The sequence below is a fragment of the Desulforhopalus vacuolatus genome (assembly GCF_016918505.1).
In the GTDB taxonomy this organism is placed as follows: domain Bacteria; phylum Desulfobacterota; class Desulfobulbia; order Desulfobulbales; family Desulfocapsaceae; genus Desulforhopalus; species Desulforhopalus vacuolatus.
Genome location: NZ_JAFFPZ010000033.1, coordinates 14,638 through 27,301 on the forward strand (window position 1 = coordinate 14,638; position 12,664 = coordinate 27,301).

Below are 12,664 nucleotides of genomic sequence, written 5' to 3' on the forward strand. Positions count from 1 at the left end.
TCAATGGGTTATGCACTGGATCTCTTTCAGGAAGCAGGCAGGCAATGATACATGCGAAGCACAAAAAGATAAATTGTAGATTATTTGTCGAAGAAATTCAAGTTGCTGCAACGGGAAAGCTGAGATCAAAAATTTTACAGATCGTATTTTACCTTTTCCCAGAAGGACAACAGGAGGCTGAAAAAGCCCTCTGCTCTGGAGATTTTCGGCCATACTGCTGGACTGATAAACTTTTTTTGTAAGGAGAAAAAATATTCAACTTTCTTGTAAAGGATATCTAGAATAACCAGTCTTTCGTCTGTTTTCTTCTGTGCCTCGAATATGAACGCATGCAGGCTGTTTCAAGGTATCCTTATTACAATGTTGATTACTGCAGCTGTAGAGAGGTTATGAATTCCATATCGGATCATGCCCATAACGCTATGGCGGCCCCCCCCCTGTAAATCGGCTTTATCGTAGAACGGATCACGGTCTTTTCCCTTTGCAGAGATCCTTTAGTTTTTCATCTCGGTAATACCGGCTTTTCCTATTCTGTTTGAATCGACGAATTACGGGAGGATTCCTGTTTTTTTATTGGTATGCGGGGACTGATATTTTATACTGCCACTTCTGGGTACATATCTTCCTGACAGCCGGGGAGCAAAGGACCTCATATCGGGAGCAAATTATGGAAGAAGAGGAAATACACGAGGAGAGAGAAAATTATAAGATTAAAGAGCCCCGAAAAGAGGTTTTTGCCAGTCCTTCACAAATGGAGGAGCAGCGAGCTGCAGACCGTGTACAACAGAATATTGATCTGTTCTCCGGTGGTGCCCTGTACCTCCTTGACGACGGTGATTTTGTCCACAGTCTGATTGGGTGTTTCAATCGGAAGACCTGTCCTGAACCGCAGGTTCTCAGTGATATTCTTGAGGGCATGCTGCCAGTAATTTTCCGTGAAAAATCTGAGATGAGGGAGAAGATCCTCTTCGTTCTCTTTCATGCCTCTGAGTTCTTTCTTGAAAACAATATTCCTTCCGGAATCCTCTGTTGCAACTTTATCATGCAGGAGTGGCTGCGGGAAGAGACGGAAATGCCTTCCGGTACTGAGCCGGTGATTCGTCAGTTCCTGCGCACGGTTGAAGCGCTTGCTGATGACAGTAAATGTGCAGAGGTGCTGGCAAGTCTTAACCTGCTTGAAGAAATCAGTGCTGGCAGACTGGTGAAGACGCCCGCATTGCGCAGTACCGTCAGTCATGCTCTGAAGGTGCTGCCGGGAGACAGCTTTTTCAACAAGGTCTTCCACAATTCTCCTCGGGTAAAAGAGAACAAGGAGCTGATTGAGGCTGTTATTGACTTCTTTGGTTCCGCCTGCATTCCCGCCCTGCTGGTAAAAATCGCTGGAACTGTAGACCGTAATGAACGTGCAGCTCTGCTGGAAATCCTCTATTCCTATGGGGATGCCCTTGTTCCGGCTCTGATTCGCTGCCTTGACGGCCACCCGTCGTGGTCGGTAATTTGTGCCGTGCTGAGTATCTTCGGAGAACTCGGAGATGACTCAAACTACCCCCAGATTGAACCCTTTTTCCGTTTTCCTGATGTGCGTGTGCAGCGGGAGGCTCTCAATGCTGTCACCCATCTGAACGAAAAACGAAGAAGAGATCGGTATTTACTGGCTTTGCCGCTGGTTGATGAGTCACTGCAGCTTGACCTGCTTGGTCATTTTCTTGAACGTGAAGAATTTGACGAAAGTTTTTATAACACTCTGCAGCACATTGCTGATAAGCGTAACACCTTTTCTTTCTCCCGGGCTGTTGACCTCCTTTCCCTTATCATCACAGGGCTTAAGATTTATCCCCGGGAGGAAACGATTGACCTTCTCAATGAGATGCACAGGGACTACCTGCGCAATATTGGCGGAGAACAGATTCTCATGCTCATTGACGATGCCCTGAGCATTGTCTCACCGCAGGTTCGTCACCATAACAGGGTTAGCAAGGGGGCTGATGCTCTGGATGTTGATGCCGCCCTCGTGAACCAGGCCATTGAAGAGAGCCTTGAATCAGTGGAAGAAAGAATCCGTCAGTATAGCGATGTTGGGAATGAAAGTGGTGCCGGGGAGTATATGTACGATGATGTGAAATTTGGCGATCATTTCGATAAGCAGGATGCCCCTGCTCTAAGGCCCCGGCGGCAGGACATTTGGAAAAAACTCGGCGAGATCCTCTCCGACGAGGAATTTAATACCCTCTGCGACACATCCTCGCTGGAGAGTTACAGTAAGGATGATATCCTCGTGAAGAGTGGCGAAATAGACTGCTGCCTCTTCCTGCTTAACTTCGGAGACATCGGCCTGAACTGTAATTCTGGCGGGAGGGAGTGTTTTCTGCGCCGAGTGAATCCGGGGATTATCCTCGGTGGCGATCAGTTCTTCGATGCCTCTGTGTGGACGGTGACTCTCAAGGCGCTGTCACCTGTTGAGGTGCAGTGTGTTGATCAAACAGCCTGGGGAAAAATTGAAAATGAGTGCCCACAAATTCGTGAAAAACTGAAGGGTTACTGTGCGAAAGGGATCAATATCTCTGAGTTTATTATCCTCTCCGGTGGTGACCGCAGGGCTGCTTCGCGCTATGTCATCCACACTCAAACGAGACATCAGTTTCTTGATCCTGCGGGGAAATACAGTCGACGCACGAACCGTATTTTTAAAGGAGAACTCCTTAACTTCTCACGCGGTGGGGTGGCTTTTGGACTCAAGTTTACCTGTCACGAAAAGTCACTGAAAATGCTCAGTCGACAGCTTTTGACCAGTTTCAAGATGAAGCATGGTTTCTCCGCCGATTATCCCGGCATCGTTGTCGGAGTACGTCTTTTGGATCCTTTGAGCCAGAGTTACTCAGTACACGTCAAGTTTGCCCGGGAGATTGATAATGGCGAATTTATGGAGATTCTCCATTCCATTCAGGCTGCGCGGATTGCCCCTTGATTTCCCGGGTACCTTGAAGAACCTTGTATTTCGTCCATGTTCGAGGTTTAGAATAAAATTTTCCATGTGACTATCAGTATCTTAGAAATTATTTCCGTGTTTTTTTGAAAAGAATTTTATGAAGGTGCTGATACCGGCTTATCGTTTGTCACCGATTGATATCTCAAGGATAAATTTTTGACTGTAACGAAGAAAATGGGCGAAATACTGGCTATCCAATGCGTTTTATGCCTGATCAATGGCGGGAACGTATAAGCCGTCATTAGCAGGTATCTTCAGAGAATCTTAAATATAATAGTAAATTATACGTTTCTGTAAATCCTTAAAGATTTTCGATAAAACCGAAGTTTAAAAGATTCTCCACGTATGTACTCGATAGATTCTACCGAGCTACAATATCCATGGCTGCTGTAGTACAACAGTTTACATGAATTACAGGGATTGCAGGTTCCCTTTGCTTTCAGCTTTCATTGTACATGTTTTATTTATAAATACAACCGTTTAAGATAGTATTCTTTTAGTAAAAGTATCCTTATAACGCTCTACTATATTCTACATTTTACTACATTACAAATGAGTCTATACAATACCCTGGTACATGTATTCCTGACAGCCGGGGAGCAAAGGACCTCATATTGGGAGCAAATTATGGAAGAAGAGGAAATACACGAGGAGAGAGAAAATTATAAGATTAAAGAGTCCCGAAAAGATGTGTCTGCCAGTCCTTCACAAATGGAGGAACAGCGAGCTGCAGACCGTGTACAACAGAATATTGATCTGTTCTCCGGCGGTGACCTGCACCTCCTTGACGACGGTGATTTTGTCCACAGCCTGATCAGGTGTTTCAATCGGAAGACCTGTCCTGAACCGCAGGTTCTCAGTGATATTCTTGAGGGCATGCTGCCAGTAATTTTCCGCGAAAAATCTGAGATGAGGGAGAAGATCCTCTTCGTTCTCTTTCATGCCTCTGAGTTCTTTCTTGAAAACCATATTCCTTCCGGAATCCTCTGTTGCAACTTTATCATGCAGGAGTGGCTGCGGGAAGAGACGGAAATGCCTTCCGGTACTGAGCCGGTGATTCGTCAGTTCCTGCGCACGGTTGAAGAGCTTGCTGATGACAGTAAATTTGAAGAGGTGCTGTCCAGTATTGATCTGCTTGAAGAAATCAGCGCTGGCAGACTGGTAAAAACGCCCGCACTGCGCAGTATAGTCAGTCATGCTCTGAAGGTGCTGCCGGGAGACAGCTTTTTCAACAAGGTTTTCCGTAACTATCCTCGGGTAAAAGAGGACAAAGAGCTGATTGAGGCTGTCGTTGACTACTTCGGTTCCGCCTGTATTTCCGCACTGCTGATAAAAATGGCCGGAACTGCCTGCCGTGATGAACGTGCAGCTCTGCTGGAAATTCTTTATTCCTATGGGGATGCCCTTGTTCCGGCTCTGATTCGCTGCCTTGACGGCCACCCGTCGTGGTCGGTGATTTGTGCCGTGCTGAGTATCTTCGGAAAACTCGGAGATGACTCAAACTACCCCCAGATTGAACCCTTTTTCCGTTTTCCTGATGTGCGTGTGCAGCAGGAGGCTCTCAATGCTGTCACCCACCTGAACGAAAAACGAAGAAGAGATCGATATTTACTGGCTTTGCCGCTGGTTGATGAGTCACTGCAGCTTGACCTGCTTGGTCATTTTCTTGAACGTGAAGAATTTGACGAAAGTTTTTATAATACTCTGCAGCATATTGCTGATAAGCGTAACACCTTTTCTTTCTCCCGGGCTGTTGACCTCCTTTCCCTCATCATCACAGGGCTTAAGATTTATCCCCGGGAGGAAACGATTGACCTTCTCAATGAGATGCGCAGGGACTACCTGCGCAATATTGGCGGGGAACATATTCTCATGCTCATTGACGATGCCCTGAGCACTGTCTCGCCGCAGGTTCGCCACAAGAACAGGGCTGGCGGGGGGGCTGATGCCCTGGATATTGATGCCGCCCTCGTGAACCAGGCCATTGAAGAGAGCCTTGAATCGGTGAAAGAAAGAATCCGTCAGTATAGCGATGTGGGGGATGAAAGTGGTGCCGGGGAGTATATGTACGATGATGTGAAATTTGGCGATCATTTCGATGAGCATGATACCCCTGCTCTAAGGCCCCGGCAGCCGGATATTTGGAAAAAACTCGGTGAGATCCTCTCCGACGAGGAATTTAATACCCTCTGCGACACATCCTCGCTGGAGAATTACAGTAAGGGTGATATCCTCGTGAAGAGTGGTGACATAGACAGCTGCCTCTTCCTGCTCAACTCCGGAAGTGTCAGCCTGAATTATACGTTTGACGGGAGGGAGTGTTTTCTGCGCCGGGTGAGTCCTGGGATTATCCTCGGCGGCGATCAGTTCTTTGATGCCTCTGTGTGGACGGTGACTTTGAAGGCGCTGTCGCCCGTTGAGGTGCAGTTCGTTGATAAAACAGCCTGGGGAAAAATTGAAAATGAGTGTCCACAGATTCGTGAAAAACTGAAGAATTACTGTGCGAAAGGGATCAATATCTCTGAATTTATTACCTTCTCCGGTGATAACCGCAGGGCTGCTTCGCGCTATGTCATCCATACTCAGACAAGACATCAGTTTCTTGATCCTGCGGGGAAATACAGTCAACGCACGAACCGCATTGTAAAAGGAGAACTGCTTGATCTCTCACGCAGCGGGGTGGCTTTCAGCCTCAAGTTTGCCTGTCACGAAAAGTCACTGAAAATGCTCAGTCGACAGCTTTTGACCGGTTTCAAGATGAAGCATGGTTTCTCCGCTGATTATCCCGGCATCGTTGTCGGAGTACGTCTTTTGGATCCTTTGAGACAGAGTTCCTCGGTACACGTCAAGTTTGCCCGGGAGATTGATAATGGCGAATTTATGGAGATCCTCCATTCCATTCAGGCTGCGCGGATTGCCCCTTGATCTCGGTCACTGATGATAATTTTGATGAGAAGCACCTGCCAGTGATCGGACCTGTGTGGCTTTTCCCTTTTCGCGGTTCTCACTGTCGCGACCTCATTTCCTCTTGATTTCCCGGGTACTTTGAAGAATCTTGTATTTCGTTTGGCTCATGTTGCGTTTCGGGGTCGTGATTTGGTAAAATAACGCTTTCCTTTTACCAACTACTGAAAAGAGGCCAGCACTATGCTGGTACACATACAGACCCTGATGGATGATGTCCAATGTTACGCCACTGTGCGTGAGTTACGCTGGCCTGATGACTGCGGGTGTCCGTTTTGTATACAATGGAAGGCTTCTGGTCCCTGCTGCGAAGCTGGCTGCGCCCACACCGGGGGGGCTCACAAGAGAAACTCCCTTTCTCTCCTGGTTTCTTCGAGTTTGTTCATAATGTTGGCAAGCGAGGGAAAACCTTGCTTCACTCGCTGGTTGAAGTGCTGGTTGGATAAGACCCTGAAACACAACATGAGCCTTAAATTCTACCTGGTAATATCAACATCTTAGACGATATTTCCATGTTTTTTTAAAAAAAAATTTGTGAAGGTGCTTATACCGACTTATTGTTCGCCATTGATGTTATTGATATCTCAAGGATAAATTTTTGACTGTAACGAAGAAAATAGGCGAAATACTGGTTATCCTGTGTTCCCGATTGAACAGTTTCGAATGAACTCACAGCTCTGTCCACGAAATGTTTTTTCTCCAATGCGTTTAATGCCTGATCAATGGCAGGAGCGCATAAGCCGTCATCGGCACGTAGCTTCAGATACCCTGGGACATGTCTTCCTGACAGCCGGGGAGAACAAAAGACTTCACATCGAAACAGATTATGGAAGAAAAGGAAATACACAAGGAGAGAGAAAATCATGAGAAAGAATCCCGAAAAGAGGTTTCTATCAGTCCTGCACAAATAGAGACGCAGCGAGTTGCAGTTCGTGTCCAACAGAATCTTGATTTGTTCTCCAGCGGTGACCTGAAGCTTCTTGACGACCGTGATTTTGTCTGCAGCCTGAGCAGGTGTTTCGATCGTAAAAGCTGTTCTGAACCGCAGCTCCTCAGTAATATTCTTGAGGGCATGCTGCCATTAATTTTCCGTGGAAAATTTGAGGTGAGAGAGAAGATCATCTTCGTCCTCTTTCATGCCTCTGAGTTCTTTCTTGAAAACCATCTTTCTTCCGGAATTCTTTGCTGCAACTTTTTTATGCGGGAATGGCTGATGGAGGAAACGGAGATGCTTGCCGGTATTGAGCCGGTTATTCGTCAGTTTCTGCGCACGATTGAAGAGCTCGCTGATGGCAGTAATTTTGAAGAGGTTTTGACGAGCATTGAGCTGCTTGAAGATATTAGTTCCGGCAGGCGAAAAAAAACGCCCGCACTGCGCAGTACAGTCAGTTATGCACTGAAGGTACTGCCGGGAGACAGCTTTTGCAACAAGGTCTTCTGCAACTACCCGCAGGTTAAAGAGGACAAGGAACTGATTGAGGCTGTCGTTGACTACTTCGGTTCCGCCTGTATTTCCGCACTGCTGATAAAAATGGCCGGAACTGTCTGCCGTGATGAACGTGCAGCTCTGCTGGAAATTCTCTATTCCTATGGGGATGCCCTTGTTCCGGCTCTGATTCACTGCCTTGATGGTCACCCGCCGTGGTCGGTGATTTGTGCCGTGCTGAGTATCTTCGGAGAACTTGGAGATGACGCAAACTACCCCCAGATTGAACCCTTTTTCAGTTTTCCTGATATGCGTGTGCAGCAGGAAGCACTTAATGCTGTCACCCACCTGAACGAAGAACGCAGAAGAGAGCGGTATTTACGGGCTCTGCCGCTGGTCAACGAGTCACTACAGCTTGACCTGCTTGGTTATCTTCTTGAACTCGAAAAGTTTGACGAGAGTTTTTATAATGCCCTGCAGCACATTGCAGATAAGCGTAACACCTTTTCTTTCTCCCGGGCTGTTGGCCTCCTTTCCCTCATCATCACAGGGCTTAAGGTTTATCCCCGGGAGGAAACGATTGATCTTCTCAGTGAGATGCGCAGGGACTATCTGTGGATCATTGGCGGGGCGCAGATTATTGTACTCATTGACGATGCCCTGAGCACGGTTTCGCCGCAGGTTCGTCACAGTAGTAACAGGGCTGACGGGGAGGCTGATGCCCTGAATGTTCATGCCAATCTCGTGAAACAGACTCTTGAAGAGATCCTTGAACCGATGGAAGAGAGGATCCACAAATATCTTGAGATGGGGGATGAACGTGGTGCCGGGAAGTATATTTATAAGGAGGCTGCTGCTGCCATTCAACAGAAGAAATATGACGTGGCAGATCACCTCAAAAATCGTCTGTTTGAGGTCGATCCGTTTGCCCTCGACGAGGTGGTGAAACTCGGTAATTCTATTGATGACCAGCGTATCCGTGCCATAACACCCCGGCAGCTCGGCATTTGGGAAAAACTCAGCAATGCCCTCTCCACCGAGGAATTCAATATCCTTTACTGCAACTCCTCGCCGGAAAGTTACAGTAAGGGTGATATTCTCGTGAAGAGTGGCGATATGGATCGCAGCCTCTTCCTGCTCAACTCCGGAAATGTCAGCCTGAGTTATACGTCTGGCGGGATAGAGCATTTTCTACGCCGGGTAAATCCGGGAGTTGTCCTCGGCGGCGATCATTTCTTTGATGCCTCTGTGTGGACGGTGACTCTCAAGGCGCTGTCGCCCGTTGAGGTACAGGTCGTAGATCAGAAGGCCTGGACGAAAATTAAGAATGAGGTTCCCCAAATCTTTGAAAATTTGCGTAGTTACTGTGCAAAAGAGATCAACAGCTCTAAGATTGTTACCCTTTCTGGTGATAACCGCCGGGCTGCTTCGCGCTATGCCATTCACACTCAGACAAGACATCAGTTTCTTGATCCTGCGGGGAAATACAGTCGCCGCACGAACCGTATTTTTAAAGGAGAACTGCTTGACCTCTCACGCAGCGGGGTGGCTTTCAGCCTCAAATTTGTCCGTCGCGAGACGTCACTGGAGATGCTCGGTCGACATATTCAGACCGGTTTCAAGATGGATCATGGTTTCTCCGCCGATTATCCCGGCATCGTTGTCAGCGTACGTCTTTTTGATCCCCTGAGCCAGAGTTACTCGGTACACATCAAGTTCTCCCGGGAGATTGATAACGACGAATTTATGGAGATCCTCCATTCCAATATGATACATTCCTGAGTCCTTTCATGCAAATTTCCCCAATCAAGCTGCGCGGATTAATCCTTGATCCCCCTATTGCTCTCGGTCCCATGGTGGCACTTACGCATACAGCCCTGCGAACCCTCGTGCTGCGTACCGGCGGGGTTGGACTGCTTTTCACCGAAATGCTGGCTGTCAGGCGCCTGCCGAGTGAGACCCCGAAACACTCCCCGCTGCTCCATTTCAGTCCGGAGGAACGCCCCCTTTTTTACCAGCTGGTCGGGGCGGAACCGGAAAGGGTAGAGGCGGCTGTTGCCCGGATATATGGCCTCGGCGCGGCGGGAATAGATCTCAACCTCGGCTGTCCTGCACCGGCTCAGAGAAAACAGGGGGCGGGAGCTGCGCTGGCTGCCAATCTGCCTCTTCTGCGCGAGATGCTGGCTGTGCTGCGCCGGGCAACCGATCTTCCACTGAGTGTCAAGATTCGTCTTTCCCCGGCGGAGAAACCGGGGGCTGCTGTGGATTTCTGTCGGATGCTGGAAGGAGAAGGTATTGACCTTATCAGCGTGCATGCGCGCCGTCCCGGAGAGAAGTTCTGCCGGCGGCCGCATTGGGAGGAGGTGGCTCCGGTAAAAAGGGCATTGAAGGTGCCGATTCTTATCAACGGTGGTATTTTTTCTGTTGAAGATGCCCGTCTGGCCATGGAGCGTTCCGGTGCTGACGGCGTTATGCTTGGTCGAGGCGGAGTAGAACAGCCGTGGTTATGCAGAGATATTGCCCTCAATTTTTCTGGCCGGGGTGAAAAAAAATCTGTAGATGCAGAAAAGATGTATTATAATTTTATTGAATTATTGAGAGAGCGGTTTGCATCGGAAAAGTGTCTCAGCCGCCTGAAAATATTTACCCGATATTACAGCAGGAATTTTCGCTTCGGACACAATTTGGAGGCGAAAGTGCAGAGCAGTGATAATCTTGAAGAGGCGGAGGAGCGGGCTCGCCTGTTTTTCGCTGAAACCTGTGAAGAAGAATTAAGGAGATGACTCATGTTGGAACTGATGAAAAAAGCGGCACTGGCAGGCGTAGGTTTCGCCTCTTTGACTTCGGAAAAGGTGGAAGAGCTGGCAAACGATATGATCGTAAAGGGAAAGATGACCGAGCTTGAAGGTCGTAAATTCGTTGATGAATTGAAGGTGAAGGCAGCGGAGTCCCGCGAATCGATGAAACAGCAGACTGAGGGTGCGGTGGACAAAGCACTTGAGAAACTCAATCTTGCCCATGCCGACGATGTAAAAGTGTTGCAGGATGAAATTGCCGCCATGAAAGAGGAACTGGCGTCGCTGAAGAAATAGACGCCGCTGAAAATTTTTCCAGATCTTTTGTTTTTCATGTAATTGGGCTGCCTCTCTTTGCCGGGCAGCCCTTTTTACGTCTTGCGATAGACTGGCAGGTTGTCGGAAAGAGACCCGGAACATCTTCCGGCAGACGTCACGGCTGGCAGAGATTAATAACCTCCGCCAGCCTTTTTTTGCGCAGTGAGAATGGCATTGCAGGAAAGAAAGGTTCTGCTCTTATATCATTTACATTTTGTATTAACCAGAGAATGCAAGTAAAGATAGAACAACAGCAATTCTCTGTTTAATTTTAAAATTTTTTGCCTTTATTCGCATGTTTAGAGATTTCCTTTGGCAAAAAGTTTTTCGCTGTTCCGTCTTTTGCTTTTCCCTGTCTCCCGTCTCCTTTCTCCTGTCTCCCATCCCCCTGCCTTTACATTCGCCAATAGAAAGTGAAAATGGCATTGAGTACGGTCACAACTTAATAGGAATGGTATTACCTGCTGAACTTTGCTTTGATTTTTGCCGTCAGGACATCAAGCTCGGGAAGTTTCAACGTAGAAAGGATGAGGATATAGGTTACTCCGCCAGCTGTAACCAGCAGGAAAACCCCAAGGCACTGCCCGGCAATTCCACCGCTGAGCAACTCGCCAGGCAGCGGCAGAAGAAGCTCAATAACGGTTACCAGACCGGCACAGGAGAGAGCGGTCTTCCACAGCCCGTGGAGCAGGGTGCGCAGGGGAAATCCTCCCATGCTGCGGTAGAGAATGGTGAGAAGAAAAGCGCAGTTGATGATCATTACACAGGAGGTGGAGAGGGCGATGGCGAGGTGCTGCCAGCGGTCGATGGTGAGGGTGACAATGGCAATGTTCATGCCTATGGCGAGAAAGCTGGCAATGACCGGCCAGCGGGTTTTATCGAGGGCGTAGAAGGCCGGCACCAGTACCTTGTTGGCGGAATAGGCAAAGAGTCCGATGGAGTAGAAGATGAGGGTGTTGGCGGTGGCGAGGGTGTCGGCCGGAGTGAAGGCGCCGTGTTCGAAGATGAGTCGAATAATCGGCTCGGCGAGGAGAATGAGGCCGGCGGTGGCGGGGATGGTGAGGGCGAAAACCATGGTCAGCGAGGAGACCAGCGTTTCCTTCATCTCTTCTACCTGTTTTCGCGCAGCCTGTTTTGCCAGCACCGGCAGCATGGCTATGGAGAGCGCTACACCGAAGATACCGATGGGCAGCTGTACAAGGCGGAAGGCGTAGTAGAGCCATGAGACCGAGCCCTCGGCGCAGGATGCGGCGAAGTTGGTATTGACGAAGATGTTTATCTGGGTAGCGGAGAGGCCGATGGTGGCAGGCACCATCAGCTTGAGAATACGGTGCAGACCACTGTCCCGAAGATTGAGCTGTGGCCTGTAGTGATAGCCGGTACCGTACAGGGCGGGAATTTGGACGGCGAGTTGCAGAACACCGCCGATGAGAGTCCCGCAGGCCATACCGACAATCGCCGGCTGGCCGAAAAGGGGCAGCAGCAGGGCGAGACTGGTCCCGCCGATAATCGAACCGAGGTTGAAAAAACTGGAGGCCAGTGCCGGAACGAAGAATTTTCCTTTGGTATTGAGCATCCCCATAACCACCGCTGAGAGGGAAATAAAGACCATGAAGGGGAGCATAATGCGGGTGAGTTTTACAGTCAGTTCCACTTTGCCTGGCATCCCGGCGAAGTCTGGTGCAAGCAGGGTGACGAGAGATCCGGCGTAATAGATGGCGACCAGCACCAGCAGGGAGAGAAAGATAAGGAAAAAGGTGAGCACGTTGGAGGCGAGCTGAAAGGTCTCGGTATCACTCTTTTTGGCGTCATAGTGGGAAAAGACGGTGACGAAGGCCGCAGACAGCGCTCCTTCCCCGAAGAGATCACGCAGAAGATTAGGAATGCGGAAAGCAACAACAAAGGCGTCGTAGGTAAAGCCCGCACCAAAGAAACCGGCAAAGATCTGCTCACGCACCAGGCCGAGCACCCGGCTGCACATTACTGCAATCCCGACGGAACCCGCAGATTTGACAATTTTCTTATTGTTGTTTTCTTGCCTGCTGTCGGGGGTCTTTTCCCTGATTTTGGTTTTGTCTGTGGGAACGATATGTGTCTCTGACATAGGTCTCTGTGAACTGGTGGCGGGGCGCTGGTCCCTGGAAAAGAAAACGGCACTCCGGGGCGGGCCTGACC

7 protein-coding genes and 1 pseudogene are annotated in these 12,664 nt (G+C 49.0%); 7 read left to right on the forward strand and 1 reads right to left on the reverse strand.

All coding sequences use genetic code 11. The annotated features are described in order from the left end of the window. The first annotated feature begins 44 nt into the window (after positions 1-44). The 7 genes and pseudogenes from JWG39_RS14095 (at position 45) to JWG39_RS14125 (ending at position 10,468) form a co-directional block, all read left to right on the forward strand. A complete protein-coding gene (locus JWG39_RS14095; protein WP_205220061.1) occupies positions 45-242 on the forward strand; it encodes a hypothetical protein in 198 nt (65 codons plus the stop codon). A gap of 425 nt (positions 243-667) precedes the next feature. Continuing rightward, complete coding sequence (locus JWG39_RS14100; RefSeq protein WP_205220062.1) at positions 668-2,965, forward strand: cyclic nucleotide-binding domain-containing protein; 2,298 nt, start codon at positions 668-670, stop codon at positions 2,963-2,965. Positions 2,966-3,613: 648 nt separating this feature from the next. Beyond that, the gene (locus JWG39_RS14105; protein ID WP_205220063.1) at positions 3,614-5,911 is read left to right on the forward strand and encodes a cyclic nucleotide-binding domain-containing protein; all 2,298 of its coding nucleotides are present in this window, start codon (positions 3,614-3,616) and stop codon (positions 5,909-5,911) included. Between the two features lie 320 nt (positions 5,912-6,231). Further along, positions 6,232-6,396: pseudogene (locus tag JWG39_RS14110) on the forward strand (IS1595 family transposase); the annotation flags it as partial. Between the two features lie 380 nt (positions 6,397-6,776). Then, positions 6,777-9,158, forward strand: coding sequence for a cyclic nucleotide-binding domain-containing protein (locus JWG39_RS14115; RefSeq protein WP_205220065.1), 2,382 nt, complete (start codon positions 6,777-6,779; stop codon positions 9,156-9,158). Between the two features lie 8 nt (positions 9,159-9,166). Continuing rightward, positions 9,167-10,159, forward strand: coding sequence for a tRNA dihydrouridine synthase (locus JWG39_RS14120; RefSeq protein ID WP_205220066.1), 993 nt, complete (start codon positions 9,167-9,169; stop codon positions 10,157-10,159). Between the two features lie 3 nt (positions 10,160-10,162). Beyond that, positions 10,163-10,468, forward strand: coding sequence for a phasin family protein (locus tag JWG39_RS14125; protein ID WP_205220067.1), 306 nt, complete (start codon positions 10,163-10,165; stop codon positions 10,466-10,468). Positions 10,469-10,946: 478 nt separating this feature from the next. On the opposite strand, the gene murJ is transcribed toward JWG39_RS14125, so the two are convergent. Beyond that, positions 10,947-12,664 (reverse strand): murein biosynthesis integral membrane protein MurJ (gene murJ / locus JWG39_RS14130; RefSeq protein ID WP_439099721.1); only part of this gene is annotated, 1,718 nt, incomplete at its 5' end.